26 protein-coding genes are annotated in these 25744 nt (G+C 67.8%); 1 reads left to right on the top strand and 25 read right to left on the bottom strand.

Annotated elements, in window-relative coordinates:
* Window positions 1-24: 24 nt before the first annotated feature.
* The 6 genes from AC57B8_RS32100 to AC57B8_RS32075 form a co-directional block, all read right to left on the bottom strand.
* Window positions 25-816, bottom strand: a complete 792-nt coding sequence (locus AC57B8_RS32100) for an ABC transporter ATP-binding protein (RefSeq protein WP_496481824.1) — start codon at window positions 814-816, stop codon at window positions 25-27.
* Window positions 813-1880 carry a dihydrodipicolinate synthase family protein gene (locus tag AC57B8_RS32095; protein ID WP_496481823.1) on the bottom strand — a complete coding sequence of 356 codons (1068 nt, stop codon included), beginning with the start codon at window positions 1878-1880 and terminating at the stop codon, window positions 813-815. The genes AC57B8_RS32100 and AC57B8_RS32095 overlap by 4 nt, the downstream gene beginning before the upstream one ends.
* A 12-nt stretch (window positions 1881-1892) precedes the next feature.
* Entirely contained in the window at window positions 1893-2729 is an 837-nt protein-coding gene (locus AC57B8_RS32090; protein ID WP_496481822.1) for a GNAT family N-acetyltransferase, read from the bottom strand.
* 4 nt (window positions 2730-2733) lie between these two features.
* Window positions 2734-3783, bottom strand: a complete 1050-nt coding sequence (locus AC57B8_RS32085) for an NAD-dependent epimerase/dehydratase family protein (protein WP_496481821.1) — start codon at window positions 3781-3783, stop codon at window positions 2734-2736.
* On the bottom strand, window positions 3780-4592 hold the full coding sequence (locus tag AC57B8_RS32080) for an ABC transporter permease (RefSeq protein WP_447742336.1): 813 nt from the start codon (window positions 4590-4592) through the stop codon (window positions 3780-3782). Before AC57B8_RS32080 ends, AC57B8_RS32085 begins: the two co-directional genes overlap by 4 nt.
* 80 nt (window positions 4593-4672) lie before the next feature.
* Window positions 4673-5362, bottom strand: coding sequence for a TetR family transcriptional regulator (locus tag AC57B8_RS32075; protein ID WP_496481820.1), 690 nt, complete (start codon window positions 5360-5362; stop codon window positions 4673-4675).
* Between the two features lie 120 nt (window positions 5363-5482).
* Here AC57B8_RS32075 and AC57B8_RS32070 point away from each other — a divergent pair, with 120 nt between their 5' ends.
* Entirely contained in the window at window positions 5483-6478 is a 996-nt protein-coding gene (locus AC57B8_RS32070; RefSeq protein WP_496481819.1) for an ABC transporter substrate-binding protein, read from the top strand.
* A gap of 15 nt (window positions 6479-6493) precedes the next feature.
* On the opposite strand, the gene mnhG is transcribed toward AC57B8_RS32070, so the two are convergent.
* The 19 genes from mnhG to serC all read right to left on the bottom strand — a co-directional run bounded on the left by mnhG (window position 6494) and on the right by serC (window position 25741).
* On the bottom strand, window positions 6494-6841 hold the full coding sequence (mnhG, locus tag AC57B8_RS32065; RefSeq protein WP_496481818.1) for a monovalent cation/H(+) antiporter subunit G: 348 nt from the start codon (window positions 6839-6841) through the stop codon (window positions 6494-6496).
* 61 nt (window positions 6842-6902) lie between these two features.
* Complete coding sequence (locus AC57B8_RS32060) at window positions 6903-7181, bottom strand: K+/H+ antiporter subunit F (protein ID WP_062468691.1); 279 nt, start codon at window positions 7179-7181, stop codon at window positions 6903-6905.
* On the bottom strand, window positions 7178-7669 hold the full coding sequence (locus AC57B8_RS32055) for a Na+/H+ antiporter subunit E (protein WP_062468688.1): 492 nt from the start codon (window positions 7667-7669) through the stop codon (window positions 7178-7180). Before AC57B8_RS32055 ends, AC57B8_RS32060 begins: the two co-directional genes overlap by 4 nt.
* Window positions 7666-9372, bottom strand: coding sequence for a monovalent cation/H+ antiporter subunit D (locus tag AC57B8_RS32050; protein WP_496481817.1), 1707 nt, complete (start codon window positions 9370-9372; stop codon window positions 7666-7668). The genes AC57B8_RS32055 and AC57B8_RS32050 overlap by 4 nt, the downstream gene beginning before the upstream one ends.
* The gene (locus tag AC57B8_RS32045) at window positions 9369-9719 is read right to left on the bottom strand and encodes a Na+/H+ antiporter subunit C (RefSeq protein WP_056582686.1); all 351 of its coding nucleotides are present in this window, start codon (window positions 9717-9719) and stop codon (window positions 9369-9371) included. Before AC57B8_RS32045 ends, AC57B8_RS32050 begins: the two co-directional genes overlap by 4 nt.
* A complete protein-coding gene (locus AC57B8_RS32040; RefSeq protein ID WP_492738539.1) occupies window positions 9719-12685 on the bottom strand; it encodes a monovalent cation/H+ antiporter subunit A in 2967 nt (988 codons plus the stop codon). The genes AC57B8_RS32045 and AC57B8_RS32040 overlap by 1 nt, the downstream gene beginning before the upstream one ends.
* A gap of 77 nt (window positions 12686-12762) precedes the next feature.
* The gene (gene crcB / locus AC57B8_RS32035; protein ID WP_062468679.1) at window positions 12763-13149 is read right to left on the bottom strand and encodes a fluoride efflux transporter CrcB; all 387 of its coding nucleotides are present in this window, start codon (window positions 13147-13149) and stop codon (window positions 12763-12765) included.
* A gap of 25 nt (window positions 13150-13174) precedes the next feature.
* Window positions 13175-14488, bottom strand: a complete 1314-nt coding sequence (locus AC57B8_RS32030) for a TRAP transporter large permease (RefSeq protein ID WP_174250226.1) — start codon at window positions 14486-14488, stop codon at window positions 13175-13177.
* Window positions 14489-14516: 28 nt separating this feature from the next.
* A complete protein-coding gene (locus AC57B8_RS32025) occupies window positions 14517-15050 on the bottom strand; it encodes a TRAP transporter small permease (RefSeq protein WP_095744336.1) in 534 nt (177 codons plus the stop codon).
* A 3-nt stretch (window positions 15051-15053) separates the two neighbouring features.
* Entirely contained in the window at window positions 15054-16022 is a 969-nt protein-coding gene (locus AC57B8_RS32020; protein WP_062468673.1) for a TRAP transporter substrate-binding protein, read from the bottom strand.
* Between the two features lie 162 nt (window positions 16023-16184).
* Entirely contained in the window at window positions 16185-16517 is a 333-nt protein-coding gene (locus AC57B8_RS32015; protein WP_062468671.1) for a ComEA family DNA-binding protein, read from the bottom strand.
* A 137-nt stretch (window positions 16518-16654) separates the two neighbouring features.
* Window positions 16655-17833 (bottom strand): lipopolysaccharide assembly protein LapB, encoded by a 1179-nt coding sequence (lapB, locus tag AC57B8_RS32010; protein WP_496481816.1) that lies wholly within the window; start codon window positions 17831-17833, stop codon window positions 16655-16657.
* Complete coding sequence (locus AC57B8_RS32005; RefSeq protein ID WP_062468665.1) at window positions 17823-18158, bottom strand: LapA family protein; 336 nt, start codon at window positions 18156-18158, stop codon at window positions 17823-17825. The genes lapB and AC57B8_RS32005 overlap by 11 nt, the downstream gene beginning before the upstream one ends.
* A 46-nt stretch (window positions 18159-18204) precedes the next feature.
* Window positions 18205-18531, bottom strand: coding sequence for an integration host factor subunit beta (locus AC57B8_RS32000; protein WP_056582668.1), 327 nt, complete (start codon window positions 18529-18531; stop codon window positions 18205-18207).
* 80 nt (window positions 18532-18611) lie between these two features.
* On the bottom strand, window positions 18612-20300 hold the full coding sequence (gene rpsA, locus AC57B8_RS31995; RefSeq protein ID WP_062468664.1) for a 30S ribosomal protein S1: 1689 nt from the start codon (window positions 20298-20300) through the stop codon (window positions 18612-18614).
* 232 nt (window positions 20301-20532) lie between these two features.
* A complete protein-coding gene (locus AC57B8_RS31990; protein WP_496481815.1) occupies window positions 20533-22551 on the bottom strand; it encodes a bifunctional 3-phosphoshikimate 1-carboxyvinyltransferase/cytidylate kinase in 2019 nt (672 codons plus the stop codon).
* Between the two features lies 1 nt (window position 22552).
* Window positions 22553-23446, bottom strand: a complete 894-nt coding sequence (locus AC57B8_RS31985; RefSeq protein ID WP_496481814.1) for a prephenate dehydrogenase — start codon at window positions 23444-23446, stop codon at window positions 22553-22555.
* 18 nt (window positions 23447-23464) lie between these two features.
* Window positions 23465-24586, bottom strand: a complete 1122-nt coding sequence (gene pheA / locus AC57B8_RS31980; RefSeq protein ID WP_159275245.1) for a prephenate dehydratase — start codon at window positions 24584-24586, stop codon at window positions 23465-23467.
* Window positions 24587-24610: 24 nt separating this feature from the next.
* Complete coding sequence (gene serC / locus AC57B8_RS31975; protein ID WP_496481813.1) at window positions 24611-25741, bottom strand: 3-phosphoserine/phosphohydroxythreonine transaminase; 1131 nt, start codon at window positions 25739-25741, stop codon at window positions 24611-24613.
* Window positions 25742-25744 lie beyond the last annotated feature (3 nt).

Below are 25744 nucleotides of genomic sequence, written 5' to 3'. Positions count from 1 at the left end.
CTGAACCGGCCTGCTGCGCGGGGCTCAGTCCACGCCCAGCAGGTCGTAGATGCGGCGCACGTACTCGCCGAACTCGGGGCTGGTCTTCACGTGCAGCTTGCGCGGCTCGGGCAGGTCGATGCGAAAGAAGTCGGCCATGCGCGCCGGCCCGGCCGTGAGCACGGCGCAGTGCGAGCCCAGGAACACGGCTTCCTGGATGCTGTGTGTGACCACGATGAAGGTCTTGCGGCTGCGCTCCCAGATGCGCAGCATCTCCAGGTTCATCTTCTCGCGCGTGAGCGCATCGAGCGCGCCGAAGGGCTCGTCCATCAGCACCAGCTTCGGGTCGTGGATGAGCGCACGCGCGATGGCCGCGCGCTGCTGCATGCCGCCCGAGAGTTCGTAGGGCAGCTTGTCGGCGAAGCCCGTGAGGCCGACCATGTCGAGCAGCTCGTGCGCGCGCGCCTTGGCAGCCTTGCGGTCCAGCCCGAGGATGTCGGCGGGCAGCAGCACGTTCTCGAGAATCGTGCGCCACTTCAGCAGCAGCGGCTGCTGGAACACCATGCCGACGTCGCGGCCCGGGTTGAAGCCCGTGCCACCGGGGCCGCCGATCTCGAGCGTGCCGCCGTCGTGGCCGTGCAGGCCCGAGAGAATCTTCAGCAGCGTCGACTTGCCGCAGCCCGAGGGACCGACCAGCGAGATCATGTCGCCCGCATGCACGTCCATCGTGACGTCGGACACCGCGAGGAATTCTTCGTTGCGCTTGCGGTAGACCTTGCGCAGCTGCTGCATGCGGATCAGCGGCGCATCTTGCTGCGGTGCGAGCACGGCGCTCATGCCAGCCACCGTGCCAGGTTGTCGCGCACGAAGGCGTCGTCGGCCAGGTCGCCGTGCTGGCGGTAGACGCGGTCGATTTCCGCCGACTGCCCGTGGCCCAGGCCTTCTTCGGGGTCGAGGCACCAGATGCCTTCAAGCAGACCTTGGCGCCGCAGCACCTCGTGGCAGCCCGCGATGCAGCCGTGGAAGTTGTTCGCCACGTCGAAGAAGGCGGCGTTGCAGTCGGTCACGCGCGAATCGAGCGCGAGCAGGGCGGGGCTCAGCGCGCCGCCGCTGGCGGCCAGCTCGGCCTTGATCTGCTGCAGCTGGTGCACCGCGCTCGACGTCCACACCGACCAGTGGCCCAGCAGGCCGCCGCGAAAGCGCACCTGCACGGGCACGCCGTCGCGCATCGCGGCAAAGGGCAGCGCCAGGTCGAGCACGATGTGGTCGTCGTTGCCGGTGTAGAGGAACACGCGCTCCTCGGCGCGCGCATCGACCAGCCCGCGCACCACGTCGATGCTGCGGTAGCGGTTGAAGGGCGCCACCTTGATCGCCAGCGCGTTGGGAATGAGCGCGAAGCGGCGCCAGAAGTCGCTCGACAGGATCGGGCCGCCGACCACGCTCTGCAGGTAGAAGCCGATCAGCGGAATCTCCTGCGCCACCGCCTCGCAGTGCGCGATGAGTGCGTCTTCCGACGAGCCGGCCAGCGCCGCGAGGCTCAGCAATCCTGCGTGATAGCCGAGAGAAACGGCGGTGCGCGCCTCGGCCTGCGCCTGCGCGGTCGGGCCGCACAGGCCCGCGATCATCGCCATCGGGCGGTCGTTCCAGGCCAGGCGGTCCTGCATCGCGGCCTCGAGCACGGTGGCGTACAGGCCGCGCTCGCGGATCGCGAACTGCGTGGTGTGCACGCCCACCGCGAGGCCGCCCACGCCGGCATCGACGTAGTAGCGCGTGAGCGCGCGCTGGCGCCGGCGGTCGAACTGGCGTTCGGCGTCGAGCGCGAGCGGATGCGCCGGGATGACGGTGCCTTGCGACAGCAGCGCAAGCACGTCGGCGGGAAGGTCGGAGCGGTTCAGTGGCATGGGAAAAGGTCCTCAGGCGAACTCGGGGCCGGCGATGGCGTGGATGAAGGCGGGGTGTCCGGTGGGCGGCTGCGCGCCCTCGCGCGTGGCCAGCGCCATGCGTGCGAAGCTGCGCTGCGGTGTGAAGCCGGCGGCGCGCAACGCGGCGGTCATGGCCTTGCGGTCGTCGGGCACGTCGACATAGATGCGACCGTCGAGGCCGCGTGCGGCCTGCGTCAGCAGCGCGGTGGCCGTGGCCTCATCGGACGACAGCAGCGGTCCGATGTGGTGTGCGGTGCGGCCCGCGCGCACGAGGCCGAAGCCCAGGCCGTTGCGCACGCAGCGACTGTCCTCGCGGCCGAGCAGGTCGGCGAGCACGGCGGGGCGTGCGAAGCCCAGCGCCTGCGCGTCGAGCGCCGCCAGGTTGTCGAGGGCTGGCTTGTCTGTGGTGAGCGATGCGGTGGCGGGCGCGGCCTCGCGCTGCCAGCGCGTGAGGCACCACAGCGGCGTGAAGCCGAAGCTCGCATAGAGCGGCTCGCCCTGCGGCGTGGCGTCGAGCATCGCGACGAGGCCGGCGGCCTTCACCTGGGCGAGGCAGTGCGCGAACACCGCGCGGCCCTGGCCTTGCCCGCGCGCGGCAGGCATCACGAGGATCATGCTGATCCAGGCCACGTCGTCCATCGGCAGCACCGCGCCGCTGGCGACGAGCTGGCCTTCGCCGTCACGCACACCATGCACCGTGCCGAGCCGCTCGAACAGCCGCCAGTCGTGCGCGGTCTGGTTCCAGCCGCTCGCGGCGACCAGCGCGTCGAGCATCGGGGCGATGCCGGGCGTGATCGACGACAGGGCTTCGACGGCGGGCATGGTCATGGGCTCAGTACTTGCCGTCGCGCGATTCGAATTTGGTCGGCTTGCCGTACTGGCGCTGCGCGCGCGAAATCCAGTCAGCCACCCAGCGGATCTGCTGCGCCAGCGGCACGCGCGGGTAGCCGAACAGGCGCTCGGCTTCGCCGGTGTTCATGAGCCACGCGGTCGGTGCTTCTTGACCGGCGATCGTCACGGGTTTGCCGAACTGGCGCGCGAACTCTTCCGCGAGCCAGCGGATCGACGTGGTCTCGGGCCCGCTCACGTTGAGCGGCGAGGTCGGCACCGTGGCCGCCGCGAGGCAGCGCAGCGCCTGCGCGTTCGCGTCGCCCTGCCAGATCACGTTGACGTGGCCCATGGTCACGTCGACCGGCTCGCCGCGCCACACCTTGAGCGCCACGTCGGCCAGCACGCCGTAGCGCAGGTCGATGGCGTAGCTCAGGCGGAACAGGCGGCCCGGTGTGCCGTGGCGCTGCGAGAAGTACTCGAACATGCGCTCGCGGCCCACGCACGAGTTGGCGTACTCGCCGGGCGGGTTGGGCGCGTCGCTCTCGCTCGCGCCCTGGCTGGTCACGGGCACGAAGGGGTACACGCAGGCGGTCGAGAAGGCGACGATGCGCGAGGCGTGGAAGTGCTCGGCCACCAGCGCCGGCACGTGCGCGTTCATGGCCCAGGTCAGCGGGTTGTCTGCGTCGGCGCCGAACTTGCGCCCGGCCATGAAGACCACGTTGGCGCACGGCGGCAGCGCGGCGATGGCGGCGCGGTCGAGCAGGTCGCAGGCGATGGTCTCGATGCCGTGCGCTTCGAGCGCTTCGCGCACGCCGGCTTCGCTGAAGCGGGCGACGGCGATCACGCGGCGACCGGGCATGGCGTTCTTCGCGAGGCGGGCCAGCGTGGGGCCCATCTTGCCGCCCACGCCGAGGATCATCAGGTCGCCGTCGAGGCGGGCCATGTCGCGCACGAGATCGCGCGAGGGCGTGGCCAGGTAGTCTTCAAGCGCGGCTTCGCTCTCGAAGCGCTCGGGAAAGGGCAGGTCGTCGAGGACAGGCGTGGAGGTCATTGGATTCTTGCGTCCTGGGTGATGAAGAGGCGCTCCAGCAGAAGCACCAGCAGATAGAGCAGCACGCCCAGGCCCGTGATGAGCAGCACGGCCATGAAGACCGCGGGCGTGTCCAGCGAGGCCTGGACCTGGATCATCAGATAGCCCAGGCCGCGTTCCGAGGCGATGAACTCGCCCACCACCGCGCCCGCCACGGCGAGGATGGTGGCGACCTTCATGCCCGAGAACACGTACGGCAGCGAGCCCGGCAGCTGGATGTAGCGAAACAGCTGCCAGCGCGAACCCTTGAGCGCGCGCACCAGGTCGAGCAGCTCGGGCTCGGTCTCGTTCAGGCCGCGGATGGTGGTCAGCAGGATGGGGAAGAAGCACAGGCTGAAGGTGATGAGGATGTTCGGCCCGATGCCGTAGCTGAACCACACGATCACCAGCGGCCCCATCGCCACCTTCGGAATCATGTTGAGCGTGACCAGCAGCGGGAACACCAGCAGCATCAGCCGCTTGCTGGTGATGAAGAGCAGCGCGCAAAGAATGCCGAGCACCAGCCCCAGCGCGTAGCCGCCGAACACTTCGAGCGCGGTGACGCCGGTGTTCTTGAGCCAGCTGTAGTTCGGGTTGGCCAGCGTGGCCAGCACCTTCGAGGGCGCCGGCAGGATGAAGGGCTGGATCGCGAAGACCCGCACCGCGAGCTCCCACAGCGCGATGCCCGCCAGATGCACCGCGACCACGAGGGCCCAGCGCTGCCATTCGGGGCGCTCGCCCGACAAGGGCGCAGGTGCAGGGGGCGCCAGAGCGCCATCAGGTGCCGTCATCTCAATTCCTGGGTCTAGGAAGCAATGCGGCGAATCATAGGAGTCGCCACGACCCGAGTCAACCAACTAGTTGATAATTTTCATGCGGCAGCTTTGTCGGGCCGCAAGGCGTTGAGCGCGAACTCGATCACGTGCCGGCGCCGCTGCAGCAGCGCGCCGCGTGCATCGAGCGGCTTGCCGAAGATGGCCGACAGCGTGTGGTTGTTGGAGAAGAAGAAGTACGAGATGCCGGCGATCGAGATGTAGAGGTTGATCGCGTCGAAGTCGGGCCGGAACACGCCGGCCGCCACGCCGCGCTCGAGCGTGGCCTCGAGCATCTCGATGAAGGGCGAGTGCATCTTCTGCAGCCGCTCCGACTCGCGCAGGTGCGCGCCGTGGTTGCGGTTCTCGTCGGCCAGCAGCGCGATGAACTCGGGGTGCTCGGCCAGGTAGTCGAACGAGAAGGCCACCAGCTGTTTCATGGCCTCCAGCGGCTCGAGTGCATCGAGCGTGAGCTTCTGTTCCTTCTCGCGGATCTCGGCATAGACCGATTCGAGCGCGACCAGGTACAGCCCCTGCTTGCTGTCGAAGTAGTGGTACACGAGCTGCTTGTTGACGCCGGCGTTGGCGGCGATCTCGTCGACGCGCGCGCCCGCGAAGCCCTTGGTGGCGAACTCGGCCACCGCGGCAGATATGAGGGCTTGCTTGGCGGCGACGGGATCGCGCTCGCGTTTCGTGGCGACGGCGGTGCGGGCGGGGGTTGCGGGGCTCGCGGGCTTGGTGGCGGTCATGGTGTTTTTGATTCTCCCGGCAGGGGCAACTCAGTCTGGATGATCTGGATTGCCTGTCAACCAAACAGTTGGTAATATGAATTTCAGGACTTGTTTTTACCTTCTTTTGGAGTGTTCCGCATGAAAAAGCTGTTGTCGGCCGCCGGCGCCACCGCCTTGCTCATGGCCTCGGCCCCTGCCGCGTTCGCGGCCGATGCCATGAGCCTGATGCTCAACTGGACACCCACGGCCGATCATGCGCCGATCTATTTCGCGAAGGCCAAGGGCTGGTACACCAAAGCGGGCATCGACCTGAACATCGAGGCCGGCAAGGGCTCGGCCGTGTCGGCACAGCGCGTGGGCACGGGCGGCAGCGACCTGGGCATTTCCGACCTGCCCACCACGATCCAGGCCAAGGGCAAGGGCGCCGACGTGAAGGCCGTGATGGTCATCTACGCCAACAGCCCGCAGGGCTTCTACTGGCTCAAGTCCTCGGGCATCAACGGGCCCAAGGACTTCGCGGGCCGCAAGATCGGCAACCCGCCCGGCGACGCCGCGCGCCTCATGTGGCCGGCCTTCGCCAAGAAGGTGGGGCTCGACCCGGCCAGCGTGACCTTCGTCAACGTGAGCCCGCAGGCCAAGGTGGCGGCGCTGAAGAGCAAGTCGGTCGACATCATCAGCGACTTCTACAACGAGCACGACCTGAAGGCGCGCGAGTTCGGCGCCGACCTGGGCTTCCAGCCGTGGCGCGACGCGGGCGTGAACGTGTACGGCAACTCGCTGATCGTGAACGGCCCGTACCTCGCGAAGAACCCCGGCCAGGTGAAGAAGTTCGTGGCCGTGACGCAGCGTGCCTACGACGCCTGCGTGAAGAGCTTCGAGCCCTGCCTGCAGGCGCTGCAGGCCAGCGTGAGCGGCCTCACGCCCGACAACCAGCGCGACCAGTGGAATCGCATCAAGCAGCTGATGCGCGACGACACCACCACCAAGGTGGCGCTCGGCGCCTTCGACGGTGCGCGCGTGAAGGCCGACTACGAATTGGTGTCTTCGCTGATCGGCATCGACAAGGCCTACGACCCTGCGACGCTCTTTACCAACGAGTTCCTCGAAAAGGGCGTGCGCATGGCGCCCAACTGATGGGAGAGAGCCGCTTCAGCGCGACTCGGAGGAAGGCGGCACCTTCGTGTTGCCCTTCTGCCGTTCGCGGAAGAGGGCGGCACGCATCAGGAAGATGGTGGTGATCGGCGCCGTCAGCACGATGAACAGCACGATCAGCACCGCGTGCAGGAACAGGCTGAAGCCCTGCACCGAGAAGTAGGCGATGGTGGCCACCGTCAGGCACCAGGCGCCCACCGTGGCGCCCAGCGTGGGTGCATGGATGCGGCGGAAGAAGGTGGGCATGCGCACCAGGCCGAAGGAGCCGATGGCCGCGAAGGCCGCGCCCAGCACCGCGAACACGGCGGTGATGATCTCGGCCCAAAGAGGAAGTGCGGTGGTCATTGGTGTACCTTCGTGCTTCGCACTGCGGTGCGAGCTTGCTTGGGGCGGCCCGGCGCGGCGCTCATTCGATGACCTCCCCGCGCAGCAAGAACTTGGCGATCGAGGTCGACCCCACGAAGCCGAACAGCGCCACCAGCATCGCCGCCTCGAAGTACACGCTGCTCGCGTAGTTGATGCCGAGCACCAGCATCATCAGCATGCCGTTGATGTAGAGGCAGTCGAGCGCCATCACGCGGTCCTGCGCGGACGGGCCGGCCAGCAGGCGAAAGAGCGCGCACAGCATCGCCACGGCCAGCAGGAAGAGCGCGGCCTTCAGGGCCCAGAAGAGAACAGGCGTCATGATTCGAAAATCTCCATCAGCGGACGTTCGTAGCGGGTCTTGATCAGGGCGATGAAGGCCGCCTCGTCCTCGAGGTCGAACACGTGGATCAGCAGCGTGGTGCGGTCGAACGAGACCTCGCCCCAGGCCGTGCCTGGCGTGAGGCACATGATCATCGCGAGCACGGCGAGGCCGTTGGGGTCGCGCATGTCCAGCGGAATCTGCACGAAGCGCGCCGAGATGTCGGCGGTGCGGCGCGTGAGCAGCAGCCGCGCCACGTCGTACGCCGACTTCAGCATGTCGAAGGTGACGAGGAACGACAGCCGCAGCGCCACGCCGGGCCGGCGCATGCGCACGGTGGCGGGGCGCAGGCCCTTGGTGATCAGCGGCACGGCAATGGCGAGCAGCGCGGCCGACAGCAGCGTGGCCGCTTCGAGCGACTGGTTGAGCAGCAGCCAGATGACGAACAGCGCGAACGACAGCGGCGGGGAAGGCATCAAGCGCTTCATGGCTTGGCCTCCTCTTTCTTCACGGGCCCCGGGTTGGGCTTCTGCTTGGCGCCGAGCACGGCCTCGCGGTACGCGGTGGGCGTGCGCAGCCCGCCGGCGGTGGCCTGGGCGTGCTGCATCACGGGTTCGGCCCAGACGGTGAGCGCGACGCAGGCCGCGAGCAGGGCCGCCACCGGCAGTACCTCGAGCGCAGGCAGCGAGGGCATGGTGGCGTGGGGCTGCGTCCAGAAATGGCGGATGCCGGTGCGGCTCAGGGCGATCAGCGAGAGAAAGCCCGAGACGATCAGCAGGCCCAGGAAGGTCCAGCCGGCCGAGGCCATGGCCCTGCCGTCGAGCAGACCCGAGAGCATCGCGAACTTGCCGACAAAGCCCGACAGCGGCGGCAGGCCCGCCAGCAGCAGCGTGCACAGCATGAAGCTCAGGCCCAGGAAGGCCACGCCCGCCGGGATGGCGCGGCCGTAGAGCGCCTGGGCGTCGTCGTCGAGGTTCACGTCGTCGAGCGCGCGCAGGTCTTCGGCCAGGAAGGGCGCGTTGCCCGCCGCCTCGTGAGGCGCGACGCTCATGCCCGCATTGCGCCAGCGCTCGATCATGTCGATCAGCAGGAAGAAGGCCGCCACCGCGAGCGTCGAGCTCAGCATGTAATACAGCGCACCCGCCCACACGGCCGGATCGCCCAGCCCGACGGCGGCCAGCAGCGTGCCCGCCGACACCAGCACGCTGAAGCCCGCGAGGTTCGACAGCCGCTGCGTGCCGACGATGCCGATGGCGCCGACGAACAGCGTCGCCAGCCCCACGCCCACCAGCGCGGCCTGCCCGAAGGCGGCCGAGGCGCCGGTGTCGGGCGCGAACAGCACGGTCCACAGGCGCAGCACGGTGTACACGCCGAGCTTGGTCAGGAGCGCAAACACCGCGCCCACCGGCGACACGGCCGCGCTGTAGGCCGGCACCAGCCAGAAGTTGAGCGGCCACGCGCCCGCCTTGGCGAAGAAGGCGGTGGCCAGGATGGCTGCGGCGGCGTGCACCAGGCCGCGGTCGCCCGGCGCGAGCTCGGCGATGCGCGCGCCCAGGTCGGCCATGTTGAGCGTGCCGGTCACGCCGTACAGGATGGCCGCGCCGATCAGGAACAGCGACGAGGCCGCGAGGTTGATCGCGATGTAGTGCAGCCCGGCGCGCACGCGCAGCCGGCCCGAGCCGTGCAGCAGCAGGCCGTACGAGGCCGCCAGCATCACCTCGAAGAACACGAACAGGTTGAACAGGTCGCCCGTGAGGAAGGCGCCGTTCAGGCCCATGAGCTGCAGCTGCAGCAGTGGATGAAAGTGCACGCCCGCGCGGTCCCAGCGCGAGGTGGAGTAGATCGAGGCCGCGAAGGCGACCACGCCCGTGAGCGCGACCATCATGGTCGAGAGCCGGTCGGCCACCAGCGTGATGCCGAAGGGCGCGCGCCAGTTGCCCGGCAGGTACACGCCGATGGAGCCCGGACCGCCGCCGGTGTCGGCCGCGTTCACCCAGCGCAGCAGCGCGAGCGCGGCCAGCAGGCCGACCAGGCCCGAGACCACGCTGAGGAAGGACTTGGTGCGCCGGTGGTTCTCGTTCATCAGCAGCATCAGCGCCGCCGTGAGCATGGGCACGAGGATGGGCACCGCCACCAGGTGCGGCATGCTGAACTCGAGGAAGCGGTCGAGCAGGTGGAACACGTCGTTCATTCGACCGCCTCCCGCTCTTCACCGTCCACGTGGTCGGTGCCCGACAGGCCGCGCGAGGCGAGCATCACGACGAGGAACAGGGCGGTCATCGCGAAGCCGATCACGATCGCCGTGAGCACCAGCGCCTGCGGCATCGGGTCGGCCGTGTTGGCCAGCGTGGCCTTGAAGCCTTCGACCAGCACCGGCTCGCTGTCGACCTTGAGCCGGCCCATGCTGAAGATGAACAGGTTGACCGCGTACGAGATGAGCGTCAGGCCCATGATGACCTGGAAGGTGCGCGGGCGCAGCAGCAGGTACACGCCCGACCCGGTGAGCACGCCGATGGCGATGGCCAGCACGATTTCCATCAGCGGGCCCCTCCGGTGGCGGCAGCCGCTTCTTCGGCTTCGGCGGCCGCGCGGGCCTGCGCTTCTTTCTCTTCTTGCTCGTCGGCCCAGCGGTGGCTTCGGATGGACTGGTGGGCCAGCGCGGTCAGGATCAGCATGGTGGCGCCGAGCACCAGCGCGAACACGCCGATGTCGAAGAAGAGGGCGCTGGGCACGTGCATGTCGCCCAGCAGCGGCACGTGCACGTGCGCGGTGTGCGTGGTGAGGAACGGGTAGCCGAACACGATCGCGCCGCCGCCGGTGGCGAGCGCGAACAGCAGGCCGATGGCGATCCAGCGGCGCGGGTAGATGCGCAGGTGCTCTTCCACCCACTCGGTGCCCGAGACGATGAACTGCAGCACCAGCGCGACCGACATCACCAGCCCCGCGACGAAGCCGCCGCCGGGTGCGTTGTGGCCGCGCATGAAGAAGTACACCGACACCAGCACGGCCACCGGCAGCACGAGGCGCACCAGCACGGCCGGCACCATCAGGTAGCCGATGGCGGAGTCGGTGGCGCGGCGCGGGTTCAGCAGGTCGCTGCTGCCGTCGTCGACCTGCAGCCGCTGCTGGATGGGCAGCGCCATCGATTCGATGGCCGGGCGGAAGCGCCGCAGCAGCGCATACACGGTGAGCGCCACGATGCCCAGCACGGTGATCTCGCCGAAGGTGTCGAAGCCGCGGAAGTCGACCAGCATCACGTTGACCACGTTGGTGCCGCCGCCTTCGGTGAGCGCGCGTTCGAGGAAGAAGGGCGAGATGCTCTGCGGGAAGGTGCGCGTCATCATCGCCCAGGCCAGCGCCGCCATGCCGCAGCCGGCGATGGTGGCCACCAGCAGGTCGCGTCCGCGCCGACCCCAGGGCCGCAGCCGCATGCGCGCGGGCTGCACCACGTCCTTGCTGCGCATCGGCAGCCAGCGCAGGCCGAGCAGGATGAGCACGGTGGTCACGGCCTCGACCACCAGCTGCGTGAGCGCCAGGTCGGGGGCCGAGAACCAGATGTAGGTGACGCACGAGACCAGCCCGGCGCCCGCGGCCAGCATCAGCGCGGCGAGCCGGTGGAACTTGGCCTGCCAGGCGGCGGCCACGGCGCAGGTGCAGCCGATGAGCCAGGTCATCGCGAACATCGGCGAGAACGGCAGCAGCTCGCGCGTGCCGCGATCGGCCGGCGTGGTCCACAGCGAGGCCGCGGCGCCGGCCACGGCCACCACCACCAGCCACAGCAGCTGCCATTGCAGGCGGCGCGTGCCGAAGAGGCGGCGGCTGCGCCGGCCGGCTTCGCTCAGCAGCGCGATCAGGTGTTCGAAGATGAGCTGCCCGTCGAAGCGGTGCAGCAGCGGCGTGTGCTCCAGGCGCCCGCTGCCCAGCGGACGGCGCAGCAGCAGGTAGAGCACGGCGCCGCCTGCCAGTGCGACGAAGCTCATCATCAGCGGCAGGTTGAAGCCGTGCCACACGGCCAGGCTGTAGACGGGCAGCGTGCCGCCGACCACCGGCGTGGCCGCGGCCGCGAGCATCGGGCCGACCGACCAGGCCGGCGCCACGCCCACCACCAGGCACACCAGCACCAGCAGCTCGACCGGCACGCGCATCCAGTGCGGCGGCTCGTGCGGCGGCTTGGGCACGTCGGGGCCGCAGGGCGGGCCGAAGAACACGTCGAACACGAAGCGCGCCGAGTACGCCACGCTGAAGATGCCCGCGAGCGTGGCGATGACCGGCAGGCTGAAGTCGATCCAGGGCGTGGCCTGGATGAAGACGGTCTCGGCGAAGAACATCTCCTTCGACAGAAAGCCGTTGAGCAGCGGCACGCCGGCCATCGAGGCGCTGGCGATGATGGCCAGCGTGCCCGTGATGGGCATGAGGCGCATCAGGCCGCTGAGCTTGCGGATGTCGCGCGTGCCGGTCTCGTGGTCGATGATGCCGGCCGCCATGAACAGCGACGCCTTGAAGGTCGCGTGGTTCATCACGTGGAAGACGGCCGCGACGGCCGCCAGCGGGCTGTTCAGGCCCAGCAGCAGCGTGATGAGGCCCAGGTGCGAGATGGTCGAGTAGGCCAGCAGCGCCTTCAGGTCGCGCTGGAACATGGCCGCGAAGCCGCCCAGCAGCAGCGTGATCGCACCCGCGCCGCCCACCATCCAGAACCACTGCTCGGTGCCCGAGAGCACGGGCCACAGGCGCGCCATCAGGAACACGCCCAGCTTCACCATGGTGGCCGAGTGCAGGTAGGCCGACACCGGCGTGGGCGCGGCCATGGCGCGCGGCAGCCAGAAGTGGAACGGGAACTGCGCGCTCTTGGTGAACGCGCCGAGCAGGATCAGCACCAGCGCCACCGGGTACAGCGCGTGCGCGCGGATGATGTCGCCCGAGGCCAGCACGATGTCGAGCTCGTAGCTGCCGACGATGCGGCCCAGCACGAGCACGCCGGCCAAGAGGCACAGCCCGCCCGCGCCGGTGACGGTGAGCGCCATGCGCGCGCCGCGCCGCGCGTCGCGCCGGTGGTGCCAGTAGCCGATGAGCAGGAAGGAGAACAGGCTGGTGAGCTCCCAGAACAGCACCATCTGAATGAGGTTGCCCGAGAGCACCACGCCCATCATCGCGCCCATGAACGCGAGGAAGAACGAGAAGAAGCGCGGCACCGGGTCGGAGGCCGACATGTAGTAGCGCGCATAGAGCACCACCAGCGCGCCGATGCCCAGCACCAGCATGCAGAACAGCCACGCGAAGCCGTCGAGGCGGAACACGAGGTTCAGGCCGAGGGCGGGCAGCCACTCGATCTCCTGGCGCAGCACGTTGCCGTGCGCGATCTGCGGAAAGAGCCATGCGACCTGGATCGCGCAGCCCAATGCGACGAGCCCTGCGAGGGTCGACTCCCGGTTGCGCGCGTTGGACGGCATCAACGCGGCCAGCACGCTGGCAAGAAAGGGGAGTGCGACGAGAAGGGCGAGGGGCATCGGGGGTCGATTCTATCGACCGGCCCTCTGGAGAGCCCCTGTCTATAACCGCAGGAGCGCGGGCAGTTTTGTCGCTGTCACGAAGCCAGCACGAGCTGCACGCTGCGGATGCCCAGCCAGGTCAGCACCAGCGAACCGCACAGGTGCAGCAGGCCGGTGCCCAGCGCCAGCAAGGGCCGTCCGCCGAGCAGCAGCGCGACCACTTCGGCCGAGAAGCTCGAGAAGGTCGTGAGCCCGCCGAGGAAACCGGTGATGAGCAGCAGCCGCCACACCGGGTCGAGCTGCGGCAGCGCCTGGAAGACGGCCACGGCCACGCCGACGAGGTAGCCGCCGACGAGGTTGGCGGCCAGCGTGCCGTAGGGCACGGGGCCGCCGGTGTTGAGCCACAGGCCCAGGCCCCAGCGGGCGAGGGCGCCGCACGAGGCTCCCACGCAGATCGCTAGAACCGGCAATAGAGGAGGCATCCGTTCCCTTGTCGTCGTCGCACTGTCATTTCTCCTTGCCCATCACCAGGTCGGGCAGGATCGTGACGATACCCGGGAACAGCGTGATCAGCGCGATGCACAGCACGAGGCAGAAGAAGAACGGAATGGCCGCCTTGGCGATCACGTTGCTGTCTTTTCCGGTCATGTTCTGCAGCACGAACAGGTTGAAGCCCACCGGCGGCGTGACCTCGGCGATCTCGACCAGCAGCACCACGAAGATGCCGAACCAGACCAGGTCGAAGCCCGCCTTCTGGATCATCGGCAGCACCACCGCGCTGGTCAGCACGATCATCGAGATGCCGTCCAGCGCCGTGCCCAGCACGAGGTACACCACCACCAGCGCACCGATGAGCGCATAGGGCGACAGGTGCATGCTGTCGACCCACTCGGCCAGCTCGCGCGGGATGCCGGTGAAGGCCATGGTCTTGGTCAGGAAGGCGGCGCCGGCCAGGATGAACATGATCATGCAACTGGTGCGCGTGGCGCCCATGATCCCGTCCTTGAAGTTCTGCCAGGTCAGGCTCTTGCCGTAGGCCGCGATGGCCAGCGAGCCCAGCACGCCGAAGGCCGCGCACTCGGTGGCCGTGGCCCAGCCGGCCACCAGCACCCAGACGATGAACACGATCAGCAGCGCGCAGGGAATGAGGTTGCCCGAGAGCCGGATCTTCTCCATGAAGGTGGTCGGTGGATCGGCCGGCGGCACCTGGTCGGGGTGGCGCAGGCTCCACCAGCCGATGTAGCCCGAGAACAGCAGCATCAGCAGGAAGCCCGGCAGGAAGCCGGCCAGGAAGATGCGGATGATCGAGGCGTCGGCCGCCACCGCGTACACCACCATCGTGATCGAGGGCGGAATCAGGATGCCCAGCGTGCCGGCCGTGGCCAGCGAGCCGATGGCCAGCTTCTCGTTGTAGCCGCGGCGCTTGAGCTCGGGCAGCGCCACCTTGGCGATGGTCGCGCAGGTGGCGGCCGAGGAGCCCGAGACCGAGCCGAACACGCCGCAGCCGAGGATGGTGGTGTGCATGAGCCGGCCGGGCACGCGGTTGAGCCAGGGGCGCAGGCCCTCGAACATCTCCTCGCTGAGCTTGGTTCTGAAGAGGATCTCGCCCATCCAGATGAACAGGGGCAGCGCCGCCAGCTCCCAGCTCGCGTTGCTTTCCCAGAAGGCCGAGAACAGGTTCTTGCCCGGCAGCGTGTTGGTGAAGAAGGCCTGGCCGACCCAGCCGACGATGGCCAGGGTCATGGCGATCCAGACGCCGCCGGCGAGCAGCAACAGCATGATGCCGAGCAGCAGCGCGCCCATCAAAAGGGTTTCGAGCATCGGTGTCTTTTGTTGTTGTCGTTATCGGTCAGACGTCGGAAGAGAAGTCGCCCGCCGCGTGGCGCTCCTCGACGGCGCGCTGGTAGCTGGGCTTCTCGCCGCGCACCACACCCACCAGCTCATCGACCATGGCGATCAAGAGCAGCCAGCAGCCGATCACGAAGCTCGACTGCGGAATCCAGATCGGGATCACGAGCAGGCCCGTGGCCATTTCCTTGAACTCGTAGCTCTCGTACGTGAAGCTGGTGGCCCAGTAAGTCAGGTAGGCGACCGAGACGGCGGCGATCAGCAGGCAGGCCACGTCGAGCACGCGGCGCACCTTCGGCGGCACGGCATCGAGCAGCAGCGTGACGCGCACGAAGTCGCCGTGGCGAAAGGCGTGCGCCATCGCGAAGAAGGCTGCCGCCGCGCACAGCCAGGCCACCGCGTCGTTGAGCCCGCTCACATGCCAGTTCATCTGGCGGCCCACGCCGGCCACGATCATCAGCACGAAGATCAGGAACACGCAGAAAGCGCCGAGCGCGCCGGCACCGTTGTACAGGCGGTCGAGGAAGCGCCTCACGGCTTACTTCTTCTTGTAGGCGTCGACGATCGCCGCGCCGTCTGCACCGGCCGCCTTGAGCCAGTCGGCCTGCATGATGCCGCCGACCTGGCGCATGTCGGTGTCCAGCTTGGGCGAGGGCTTGTGGATCTTCATGCCGCGCTCGGCCAGGAGGCGCTTGTACTCGTCGTTCTTCTCCTGCGCGACCTTCCAGCCGCGTGCCTCGGCATCGGCTGCGGCCTTGGTCACGGCGGCCTTGCCGGCGGCGTCGAGTGCATCGAAGGCCTTGGCGTTCACGAGGATCGCGTTCTTCGGAATCCAGGCCTGCGTGTCGTAGAAGTTCTTGATGTGCTCGAAGGTCTTGGTGTCGTAGCCGGTGGAGCCCGAGCTCATGTAGCTCTCGATCACGCCGGTCGCCATGGCGGCGCTCAGTTCAGCCTGCTGGATTTGCACGGGCTGCGCACCGATGAGCTCGGCGATCTTGGCCGTGGCCGGGCTGTAGGCGCGCCACTTGATGCCGCGCAGGTCGGCCACCGAGCCGATCTCCTTCTTGGTGTAGATGCCCTGCGGCGCCCAGGGCACCACGAACAGCACCTTGATGCCTTGGGCGGCCAGCAGCTTGTCCATCGCGGGCTTGGAGGCGTCGTAGAGCTTGCGGGCTTCGGGATAGGTTGTCGCCAAGAAGGGCACACCGTCCAGTGCGTAGATAGGGTTCTCGTTGGCGTAGTTGGCCAGCAGGATCTCGCCGGCCTGGGCCTGCCCGCTTTGCACGGCGCGCTTGATCTCGGGCGCCTTGAACAGCGACGCGTTGGCGTGCACCGTGATCTTCAGCTTGCCGCCGGTGGCCGCGTCCACGTCCTTGGCGAACTGCGTGATGTTCTCGGTGTGGTAGTTGGTCGCGGGGTAGGCGGTGGGCAGGTCCCACTTGGTTTGCGCGAAGGCGGCGGCGCCAAGGGTGAGGCCCGCCAGGGCAATGCCGAACTTGTGATTCATGGACGCGCTCCGGAATGTAGTCAAAGCTGAATGAAAGAAAAGCATACGTGCAAATTCCGGGCCATTCGCTGAGGCATTTCCCTGCCATGTGGTGTCGATGCGGCACCCGGCGCGGGCATGAAAAAACCGCCTCGGGGGCGGTTTCTTCGTTTCAGGGCGAGGTCACTGCTTGGCGGGTTTCGCCTCGGCCACCTTGGCGGCCTTGCTTGCCTTGGCCGGTGCCGCCGCGCCGTTGAAGCTCTGGCCGTTGACCGTCAGGCCTTCGGCCGACAGCTTGGCCGCGCTCTTTTCCTTCACGCCCTTCACGCGCTGCATGAGGTCGGGCCAGTCCTTGAACTCGCCTTCCTTGCGCGCGTCGAGGATGCGCTTGGACAGCGAGGGGCCGACGCCCTTGAGGCCGTCGAGGTCGGCGGCGCTGCCCTTGTTGGCGTCGACGGCGGCAAACGAGACGGCCGCGAAGCACATGGCGAGCGTGGCGATGACTTTCTTGAACATGGTGAAAACTCCCTCTTCAATCGTTGGTATGGCTATGCCGACAGGAATATCGGCTTCGGCTCAACGAGAGGGCGCGCGCGGCAGTTGACGTGAAAACGGGGCCCAGGGCCCCGTGTGACGATTGTTCTGAACCGTGGTCAGAGTTCTTCCACGCGCCGCGGTGGGTAGCTGTCCCAGGCCTGGCAGCCGGGGCAGTGCCAGAAGTACTGGTGCGCCTCGAAGCCGCAGGCCGCGCAGCGGTAGCGCATGAGCGGACGGGTCGCCTGGTCGAGCGCGCGTTGCACCTGCGGGTGGAACTGCTCGTGCTCGAAGCGCTCGCCAGCCAGCCAGCGCGAGGCGGCGACCAGCGAGGGCTGGTGCGCGAGGTGTGCGATGTAGCTGTCGCGCGGCGTGGGGGCTTCGGTGGGCGTGTCCGATGGCGTGGCGTCGGGTGTGCCGCCGAGCGCGATCATCGCTTCGAGCACGTCGATCGACGGCGACTCGGCATAGCGTCGTTGCAGCAATGCCAGCGCCTCGCCTTCGCGCTGCGCGGCCACGGCGGCCTTCTGCAGCGACGCGGCATACAGCGGCAGCGCCAGCGGCGCCGTGTCGCTGAGCCCTTCGAGCGTGTCGAAGGCCGAGGCGGCTTCGCCGTTGCGCAGCTGCAAGGTGGCGGTGTCGATGGCCGGGCGCGGTGCCTGCGGTGCCAGCGCGCGGGCCTGCGTGAGCAGGTCGCTGGCGCCCTGCAGGTCGCCGGCCGCGACGCGTTCGTTGGCCTGCTCGCACAGGTGGTGGGCGCGGCGCGTGCTGTAGCTGGCCTGGTCGGACTCGTCGAGCTTCTGTGCCACGTCGGCGGCCTGCGCCCATTCGCGCGAGCGTTCGTAGATGGCCAGCAGCGCGAGGCGGGCCTCGTTCTCGTAGCGCGTGCCTTCGAGCTTTTGAAGCGCCGCTTCGGCGCGGTCGAGCAGCCCGGCGCGCAGGAAGTCTTGCGCCAGCGCGTGCTGTGCGCGCTCGCGGTCGGCACGGCTCAGGTCGCCGCGACCCAGCAGGTGCTCGTGCACGCGCACGGCGCGCTGGTACTCGCCGCGGCGGCGGAACAGGTTGCCGAGCGCGAAGTGCAACTCTTGCGTGTCGGGGTCGTTCTGCACGGCCTCGATGAAGGCGTCGATGGCCTGGTCCTGCTGCTCGTTGAGCAGGAAGTTCAGGCCGCGAAAGTAGGCCTTGGGCGCCTGCCGGTTCTCGAGCTTGAGCTGGCGGATGTCGAAGCGCGATGCGAGCCAACCCAGCACGAAGGCGACGGGCAGGCCGATCAGCAGCCAGCTGGGATCAAAGTCCATGTTGACGTACGGCGGGAAGGTCGGTGGCGGAGATGGACGGCGTTGCCGCGGAGGCGGTCGCAGTGGCCAGCGGTGCGGGCGAGGGGGCTTCGGTGGTGGCAGGCACTTGCGCCGCGGCGGCGCGGTGTTTCCACCAGCCGGGCAGCATGCCCAGCGCGCCGACCACGAGCCCGCCGGCAAAGGCCGCGAGCACGACGAGCACCAGCGGCGCGCGCCAGTGGGTTCCGAAGAAGAAGTAGACGGTCGCGTCGTGCTGGTTGTTCAGCGCGAAGGCGAAGAGCGTAAAAAAAATGGCTGCCTTGAGCAGCCACAGGAGGTACTTCATAGCTGTTCCCGTTGCCGGGAGCATTCTACGTTTGCATTCATTTGCATCAGGCCTTGCGGCCGGCGGCTTCCTTGCCTGCATCGAGCTCAGCGGTCTTCGCGTCGACGGCTTCGCGCAGCGCCTTGCCCGGCTTGAAGTGCGGCACGCGCTTCTCGGGAATCTGCACGCTCTCGCCCGAACGCGGGTTGCGGCCGATGCGCGGCGGACGGCGGTTGACCGAGAAGCTGCCGAAGCCACGGATCTCGATGCGGTGGCCACGCACCAGCGCGTCGCTCATGGCGTCCAGGATGGTCTTGACGGCGTATTCGGCATCGCGGTGCGTGAGCTGCGCGAAACGGGCTGCGAGTTCTTCGACGAGGTCTGAGCGGGTCATAGGCCAAACATAAACGAAAAACGTGGACGAAAAAAAAGACAGAGCGGCCCCGGGGGCCTGCCTCTGTCTTCGGACTCAGCTTACTTGTTGTCGCTGTTGTCGAGCTTGGCGCGCAGCAGGGCGCCCAGGCTGGTCGTGCCCGCGTTTTCGCGTGCCGACTGCTGGCTCAGGCTGGCCATGGCGCCTTGTTCGTCGACCATGTCCTTCTGCTTGATCGACAGCTGGATGTTGCGGGTCTTGCGATCCACATTCACCACGATGGCCGTGACTTCGTCGCCTTCCTTGAGCACGTTGCGGGCATCTTCGACGCGGTCGCGCGAGATTTCCGAAGCACGCAGGTAGCCGATGATGTCTTCGCCGAGGTCGATTTCAGCGCCGCGGGCGTCCACGGTCTTGACCTTGCCGGTCACGATCTGGCCCTTGTCGTTCACGGTGGTGAACGTGGTGAACGGATCGCTGTCGAGCTGCTTGATGCCCAGCGAGATGCGTTCGCGGTCGACGTCGACAGCCAGCACGATCGCTTCGACTTCCTGGCCCTTCTTGTAGTTGCGAACGGCGGTTTCGCCGGTTTCGTTCCACGAGAGGTCCGACAGGTGAACCAGGCCGTCGATGCCGGCAGCCAGACCCACGAACACGCCGAAGTCGGTGATCGACTTGATCGGGCCCTTGACGCGGTCGCCACGCTTCGTGTTCTGAGCGAACTCTTGCCACGGGTTGGCCTTGCACTGCTTCATGCCCAGGCTGATGCGGCGCTTGTCTTCGTCGATTTCCAGGACCATGACTTCGACTTCGTCGCCCAGCGAGACGATCTTGTTCGGAGCGATGTTCTTGTTGGTCCAGTCCATTTCGGAGACGTGCACCAGGCCTTCGATGCCGGGTTCGAGTTCGACGAACGCGCCGTAGTCGGCAATGTTCGTGACCTTGCCGAACAGGCGGGTCGATTGCGGGTAGCGGCGCGAAACGCCCATCCACGGGTCGTCACCCATTTGCTTGAGACCCAGCGAGACACGGTTCTTTTCGGTGTCGAACTTGAGGATCTTGGCGGTGATTTCCTGGCCGGCCTGAACGACTTCGCTCGGGTGGCGGACACGGCGCCATGCCATGTCGGTGATGTGCAGCAGGCCGTCGATGCCGCCGAGGTCCACGAACGCACCGTATTCGGTGATGTTCTTGACCACGCCGCGCACGACTGCGCCTTCCTTCAGGGTTTCCATCAGCTTGGCGCGTTCTTCGCCCATGCTGGCTTCGACCACGGCACGGCGCGACAGCACGACGTTGTTGCGCTTGCGATCGAGCTTGATGACCTTGAATTCGAGGGTCTTGTTTTCGTACGGGGTCAGGTCCTTGATCGGACGCGTGTCGATCAGCGAACCCGGCAGGAACGCGCGGATGCCGTTGACCAGGACGGTGAGACCGCCCTTGACCTTGCCGCTGGTGGTGCCGGTGACGAAGTCGCCCGATTCCAGGGCCTTCTCGAGGGCGAGCCACGAAGCCAGACGCTTGGCGGTGTCGCGCGAGAGGATGGTGTCGCCGTAGCCGTTTTCAACGCTGCCGATGGCAACGGAAACGAAATCGCCGGCCTGGACTTCGAGTTCGCCCTTGTCGTTCTTGAACTCTTCGATCGGCACATACGCTTCGGACTTCAGACCGGCGTTGACGACGACGTGGTTGTGTTCGACACGCACGACTTCGGCGGTGATGACCTCGCCGCTGCGCATTTCGGAACGCTTCAGGGACTCTTCGAATAGGTCGGCAAAAGATTCAGACATTTATGGTTCCTTCCGTCAGGCAGGGTTGGCAGGCGCTCTTGCGAAATTGCGTGCGGCTGCTGTGGGTCTGTAGACGGCGGTTAGGTTGTGGGCGTGAGCCCGGTTGGTTGAACAACCAGCAGGCCGGTGCGCTGTCGCGCGGAAGGAGCCTGCTGGAGCGGTAGGCGCCACCCGGAACACCCGGGAGACGCAAGCCTTTCAAGCGGACTTGAAAGGCTGCACTTCAATCCGCTCAAGCGGACTTGAACGGTTGAATTTCTTGCCACCAGTTCAACACCGTGTCGATCGAGCGTTCGATGGACAGCTGGGAGTTGTCGAGGTGGCGAGCGTCCTGCGCCGGCTTCAGAGGTGCAACGCTGCGGGAAGAGTCCCGGGCGTCACGTGCTTCCAAGTCGGAGCGAAGACTGTCGAGTGTAGTCGAAATACCCTTTGAAATCAACTGCTTATGCCGTCGTTCGGCGCGCTGGGCGGCACCCGCCGTGAGGAACACCTTGAGCGCCGCGTCGGGGAAGATCACGGTGCCCATGTCGCGCCCGTCGGCCACGAGGCCGGGCAGGCGGCGAAAGCGGTGCTGCAGGTCTTGCAGCGCCTCGCGCACGGCCGGCAGCGCGGAGACGCGCGAGGCGTTCATGCCGGCGGCTTCGGTGCGGATGTCGTCGCTCACGTCTTCGCCGGCCAGCAGCACCTTGCCCTCGGTGAACTGCAGGGGCAGGGCGGCGGCGAGGGCGGCGATCTGCGCTTCGTTCGCGGCGTTGGCCTCCAGGCCGGCGCGGCGCGCGGCAAGCCCGGTCACGCGGTAGAGCGACCCCGAATCGAGGTAGTGGTAGCCCAGCAGGCGCCCCACCTCGGCCGCCAGCGTGCCCTTGCCCGAGGCGGTCGGGCCGTCGATGCAGATCACGGGCACTTCGGCGGCATCAGCCACCGAGAACAAGGTCTCGAAGTAGTCGGGGAAGGTCTTGGCGACGCAGTGTGGCTCGAGGATGCGCACCGGCACGCCGGCCGGGTTGAAGGCCGCGAGCGAGAAGCACATGGCGACCCGGTGGTCGTCGTAGGTGCGGATGCTGGCGGGCCGCCAGCCGGCGGCGGGGAGGGGGTGGACGCGGATGAAATCGGGCCCGGCCTCGACCGTGGCGCCGAGCTTTTGCAGCTCGTTCGCCATGGCGTCGATGCGGTCGGTTTCCTTCACGCGCCAGCTCGCGATGTTGCGCAGGGTGGTGGGACCGTCGGCGTACAACGCCATGACGGCCAGCGTCATAGCGGCGTCGGGGATGTGGTTCGCGTCGAGGTCGATGGCCTTCAGGGGCCAGGCGCCGCGGCGGATTTCGAGCCAGTTCGGGCCACTGTCGACCCGCGCACCCATCTGTTGGGCAGCGTCGATGAAGCGGATGTCGCCCTGGATCGAGGCCGCGCCGACGCCTTCGATGCGGATGCCGTTCCGGCCCGAAACGCCCGTTGCGATGGCGCCGAGTGCTATGAAATAGCTAGCAGACGAGGCGTCCGCCTCGACGTGGATCTCGCCCGGCGAGCTGTAGCGGCTGCCGGCGGGGATGGTGAAGCGCTCCCAGCCGTCGCGCTGCACCGTGATGCCGAAGCGGGCCAGCAGGTTCAGCGTGATCTCGATGTAGGGCTTGGAAATCAGCTCGCCGACGACCTCGATCACGATGTCGTGGGCCGCCGCGAGCGGCAGCGCCAGCAGCAGGGCGGTCAGGAACTGGCTCGACACGTCGCCGCGCACGCGGATCGGTGCGCCGAGCGCCAGCTCGTCGTGCGACACCGGGTGGATGCGCAGCGGCGGGTAGCCGGGGTTGCCGAGGTAGTCGATGCGGCAGCCGAGTTGCGTGAGCGCGTCGACCAGGTCACCGATCGGCCGCTCGTGCATGCGTGGCACGCCGCTGAGTTCGAACTCGCCGCCGAGCAGCGACAGCGCCGCCGTCAGCGGACGCATGGCCGTGCCGGCGTTGCCCAGGAACAGCGGCAGCAACGTCGCGCCCAGCGAGGGCGGCAGCTGGCCGCCGAGGCCGGTGATGCGCAGCGAACTGCCGGCCGGCTCGATGCCGCAGCCCAGCGCGCGCAGGGCGTCGAGCATCACGCGCGTGTCGTCGGAGTCGAGCAGGTCGTGGATCGTGGTGGTGCCGCTGGCGAGCGCGGCCAGCAGCAGCACGCGGTTGGAGATGCTCTTGGAGCCCGGCAGCCGGACCGTGCCGGCGGCGCCCGCGAGGGGCGGAAGGTCTAGGAAAGCGGTCGAGAACATGTCAGCTGTCCTGCTGGGCCAGAGCGTCGGTGCTCGAATTCGGCCGCCAGGCGGCGCGCGCCTTGCTGGCGGCGGCGATGGATTGCTCCAGGCCTTGCAGGTCGCCGGCGGTCATCAGCGTCTCGAGGTCTTCCAGCGCCTTGCGGAAGGCCTGCGACTGTTGCAGCACCTGCTCGCGGTTGGCGAGCAGCACGTCGCGCCACATGACGGGGTCGCTGGCGGCGATGCGCGAGAAGTCGCGAAAGCCCGGTCCCGCGAGGCTCAGGAAGCGGTCGCCCTGCGGCTGGCTGATGAGGGCGTTGGTGTAGGCAAAGGCCAGCAGGTGCGGCAGGTGGCTCACGGCGGCGAAGGCGGCGTCGTGCTCTTCGTGCGTCATGGTGACGACGTTGGCGCCGATGCCGCTCCACACCTGCGAGGCGCGCTGCACATTGGAGCGCAGCGTGGTCTTGACGGGGGTCAGCACGACCTGGCGGCCGGTGAAGAGCGAGGCTTCGGCATGCTCGATGCCGGAGACTTCCTTGCCGGCGATCGGGTGCGCCGGCACGAAGTTCGCGAACTGCTTTTGCAGGCCGTTGCGCGCGGCCTCGATCACGTCGCCCTTGGTCGAGCCCACGTCCATCACCAGAGTGTCGGCCGAGATGCCGTGGCGGATGGCCTTGAAGGTGGCTTCCGAGGCGGCCACCGGCACGGCCAGCAGCACGATGTCGGCGCCCGACACCGCCAGCAGTGCCGAGGGCGCCGCCACGTCGATCACGCCGAGCTGGCGCGCCCGTTCGGTGGTGGAGGGCGACTTGCTGTAGCCGACCACGCGTTTCACCAGCTTCGCGCGCTTGAGCGCGAGCGCAAAGGAGCCGCCCATGAGGCCGCAGCCGATCAATCCCAGTTGCTCGAACATCGCGTCGGTCCGTTCGGCTCAGGCTTTGATCGGGTAGGCGCCGAGCACCTTGTAGAAGGCGCAGAGGCCGCGCAGTTCGGCCAGCGCCGCCGCCACGTTGGGCTGCGAGGGGTGGCCGTCGAGGTCGATGTAGAAGTAGTACTCCCACTGGCCGGTGCGCGCGGGGCGCGACTCGAAGCGCGTCATCGAGACGTTGTTGGCCTTGAGAGGCACCAGCAGGTCGTGCACCGCGCCGGGGCGGTTGGGCACCGAGACGATCAGGCTCGTGCAGTCCTTGCCCGAGGCCGGCGGCATGGCCAGCGTCTGCGGCAGGCAGATCACGGAGAAGCGGGTGCGGTTGTAGGAGTCGTCCTGGATGGCGTGCGCCACGATGTGCAGGCCGAAGCGGGTGGCGGCGCGTTCGCCGGCCAGCGCGGCCCAGGCCGGGTTGGTGGCCGCGAGGCGCGCGCCTTCGGCGTTGCTCGACACGGCGCGCCGCTCGGCGTTGGGCAGGTGCTTGGACAGCCAGGTCTGGCACTGCGCCAGTGCCTGCGGATGGGCCAGCACGGCCTCGACGCCTTCGAGCGAATTGCTGCTGCGCATCAGGTGATGGCGCACCAGCAGGCTGACTTCGCCGACGACATGGGTGGGCGAGTGCAGGAACAGGTCGAGCGAGCGCGTGACCACGCCTTCGGTCGAGTTCTCGACGCCGACCACGCCGTACTGGGCGCTGCCCGCGGCGGTGGCGTGGAACACCTCGTCGAAGCTGGCGCAGTAGATCAGGTCGGCGGCGCCGCCGAAGTACTCAATGGCGGCCTGTTCGCAGAAGGTGCCTTCGGGGCCGAGCACGGCCACGCGCTGGGGCGATTCGAGTGCCAGGCAGGCCGACATGATCTCGCGCCAGATGGCCGCGACATGGAGGTCCTTGAGCGGACCGCCATTGCTTTTCTGCATCTTGTCGATGACCGCGGCGACGCGGTCGGGGCGGAAGAAGGGCGTGCCTTCGCGCTTCTTGACCTCGCCGACCAACTCGGCCACATGGGCGCGCTCATTGAGCAGGCTCAGGAGTCGTTGGTCGAGCGAGTCGATCTGCACGCGCAGACCGGCCAGGCTTTCGGAATTGTCGGGGGAGGTGGGTGGTGTGGGGGCAGAGGCGGTCATCGGTGCGAGCAACAGGGCATGCGCCTACGCATGCGATCGCTCGAATTCTCTCATGTAGGCCACCAAGGCCTGCACCCCTGCCAACGGCATGGCGTTGTAGATGCTCGCGCGCATGCCGCCGACCGACTTGTGGCCCTTGAGCTGCAGCAGCCCAGCTTCGCGCGCGCCGGCCAGGAAGGCCTCGTTGCGCCCCTCGTCGGCCAGGAAGAACGGCACGTTCATGCGCGAACGGCAGTTGGCGTCGATGCGGTTGGCGTAGAAGTCGGAGCCGTCGATGAAGTCGTACAGCAGCTTCGCCTTCTCGACATTGCGCTGCTCCATGGCGGCAACGCCGGTGAGCGCGCCCTCGGTCTGCTGCAGCAGCCACTGGAACGTGAGCCCCGCCATGTAGATGCCCCAGGTCGGCGGGGTGTTGTACATGGAGTGGTTGTCGGCCACGGTCTTGTAGTTGAACGCGCTCGGGCAGATCTCGAGCGCGTGCCCCAGCAGGTCGTCGCGCACGACCACGATGGTCAGGCCGGCGGGACCGAGGTTCTTCTGGGCGCCGCCGAAGGCCAGGCCGACGCGGCTCCAGTCGACGCTGCGCGAGGCGACGTGCGAGGAAAAATCAATGACCAGCGGCGCCTTGCTGCCGAGCGCGGCCAGGTCGGGCAGTTGCTGGAACTCGATGCCGTTGATGGTCTCGTTGCTGCACACGTGCACGTACGAGGCATCAGAAGACAGCTGCCAGCTGGCAGGATCGGGCAGCTGCGTGTGCTGGTTGTCGGCGTTGCTGGCCGCCACGCGGGCGGTGCAGTAGCGCTGCGCTTCCTTGTGCGACTTGGCGCTCCAGCTGCCGGTGACGACGAAGTCGGCAACGCCGCCGCGCGACAGGTTCAGCGGCACGATGGCGTTCTCGCCGAGGCCGCCACCCTGCATGAACAGGATGTGAAAGTGCGAGGGGATGGCCAGCAGCGTGCGGATGTCGGCTTCGGCCTGGGTGCAGATGGCACCGAATTCCTTGCCGCGATGGCTCATCTCCATCACGCTCATGCCGCTGCCCTGCCAATCGAGCATCTCGGAAGCGGCGCGTTGCAGCACCGCCTCCGGCATGGCAGCCGGACCGGCCGAAAAGTTGTAGGGGCGCTTGCCGGCCGGCGTCTGCTGCTGGGTCACGTT

This window comes from Variovorax sp. BGA-UO-ETr-C22 (assembly GCF_059567965.1).
This window is presented reverse-complemented; position numbering and strand designations above follow the sequence as displayed.

Bases quoted from the DNA above. Each gene is read 5' to 3' on its own strand.
- AC57B8_RS32075 (WP_496481820.1), bottom strand. From the start codon at position 5,362: ATGACCGCCACCAAGCCCGCGAGCCCCGCAACCCCCGCCCGCACCGCC.
- AC57B8_RS32060 (WP_062468691.1), bottom strand. From the start codon at position 7,181: ATGACGCCTGTTCTCTTCTGGGCCCTGAAGGCCGCGCTCTTCCTGCTG.
- AC57B8_RS32095 (WP_496481823.1), bottom strand. From the start codon at position 1,880: ATGCCACTGAACCGCTCCGACCTTCCCGCCGACGTGCTTGCGCTGCTG.
- crcB (WP_062468679.1), bottom strand. From the start codon at position 13,149: ATGCCTCCTCTATTGCCGGTTCTAGCGATCTGCGTGGGAGCCTCGTGC.
- AC57B8_RS32090 (WP_496481822.1), bottom strand. From the start codon at position 2,729: ATGACCATGCCCGCCGTCGAAGCCCTGTCGTCGATCACGCCCGGCATC.
- AC57B8_RS32000 (WP_056582668.1), bottom strand. From the start codon at position 18,531: ATGACCCGCTCAGACCTCGTCGAAGAACTCGCAGCCCGTTTCGCGCAG.
- AC57B8_RS32015 (WP_062468671.1), bottom strand. From the start codon at position 16,517: ATGTTCAAGAAAGTCATCGCCACGCTCGCCATGTGCTTCGCGGCCGTC.
- AC57B8_RS32005 (WP_062468665.1), bottom strand. From the start codon at position 18,158: ATGAAGTACCTCCTGTGGCTGCTCAAGGCAGCCATTTTTTTTACGCTC.
- AC57B8_RS32040 (WP_492738539.1), bottom strand. From the start codon at position 12,685: ATGCCCCTCGCCCTTCTCGTCGCACTCCCCTTTCTTGCCAGCGTGCTG.
- rpsA (WP_062468664.1), bottom strand. From the start codon at position 20,300: ATGTCTGAATCTTTTGCCGACCTATTCGAAGAGTCCCTGAAGCGTTCC.
- AC57B8_RS32070 (WP_496481819.1), top strand. From the start codon at position 5,483: ATGAAAAAGCTGTTGTCGGCCGCCGGCGCCACCGCCTTGCTCATGGCC.
- AC57B8_RS32100 (WP_496481824.1), bottom strand. From the start codon at position 816: ATGAGCGCCGTGCTCGCACCGCAGCAAGATGCGCCGCTGATCCGCATG.
- AC57B8_RS32050 (WP_496481817.1), bottom strand. From the start codon at position 9,372: ATGAACGACGTGTTCCACCTGCTCGACCGCTTCCTCGAGTTCAGCATG.
- AC57B8_RS32045 (WP_056582686.1), bottom strand. From the start codon at position 9,719: ATGGAAATCGTGCTGGCCATCGCCATCGGCGTGCTCACCGGGTCGGGC.
- AC57B8_RS32085 (WP_496481821.1), bottom strand. From the start codon at position 3,783: ATGACCTCCACGCCTGTCCTCGACGACCTGCCCTTTCCCGAGCGCTTC.
- AC57B8_RS32020 (WP_062468673.1), bottom strand. From the start codon at position 16,022: ATGAATCACAAGTTCGGCATTGCCCTGGCGGGCCTCACCCTTGGCGCC.
- AC57B8_RS31985 (WP_496481814.1), bottom strand. From the start codon at position 23,446: ATGTTCGAGCAACTGGGATTGATCGGCTGCGGCCTCATGGGCGGCTCC.
- mnhG (WP_496481818.1), bottom strand. From the start codon at position 6,841: ATGACCACCGCACTTCCTCTTTGGGCCGAGATCATCACCGCCGTGTTC.
- lapB (WP_496481816.1), bottom strand. From the start codon at position 17,833: ATGGACTTTGATCCCAGCTGGCTGCTGATCGGCCTGCCCGTCGCCTTC.
- pheA (WP_159275245.1), bottom strand. From the start codon at position 24,586: ATGACCGCCTCTGCCCCCACACCACCCACCTCCCCCGACAATTCCGAA.
- AC57B8_RS32080 (WP_447742336.1), bottom strand. From the start codon at position 4,592: ATGACGGCACCTGATGGCGCTCTGGCGCCCCCTGCACCTGCGCCCTTG.
- AC57B8_RS31990 (WP_496481815.1), bottom strand. From the start codon at position 22,551: ATGTTCTCGACCGCTTTCCTAGACCTTCCGCCCCTCGCGGGCGCCGCC.
- AC57B8_RS32030 (WP_174250226.1), bottom strand. From the start codon at position 14,488: ATGCTCGAAACCCTTTTGATGGGCGCGCTGCTGCTCGGCATCATGCTG.
- AC57B8_RS32055 (WP_062468688.1), bottom strand. From the start codon at position 7,669: ATGAAGCGCTTGATGCCTTCCCCGCCGCTGTCGTTCGCGCTGTTCGTC.